1 protein-coding gene is annotated in these 280 nt (G+C 65.0%); it reads left to right on the forward strand.

The window, feature by feature from the left end; translation table 11 throughout:
* A partial coding sequence (locus AC0IYH_RS31135; RefSeq protein ID WP_471838056.1) for a toxic anion resistance protein occupies window positions 1-280 on the forward strand: 280 nt, incomplete at both ends.

A 280-nucleotide genomic window follows, 5' to 3' on the forward strand; every position in this document is an offset into this window, starting at 1 on the left:
TGGCGGTGACGGTGCAGGGCTATCTGGCGCTCGATCTGGTCAAGAAGAACAATGTCGAGCTGGTGAAGGGCGTCGACCGCGCCAGCACCACGACGGTCGCGGCGCTGCGCACCGCGGTGACGGTGGCGCAGGCGCTGACCAACCAGAAGCTGGTGCTGGAGCAGATCACGCAGCTGAACACGACGACGGCGAACATCATCGATTCGACCGGCAAGTTGCTCAAGAGCCAGACCGCGCAGATCCACGAACAGGCCGCCGCCTCCACGATCCCGCTGGAGAC

The sequence above is a fragment of the Pseudomonas sp. AC463 genome (assembly GCF_979253585.1).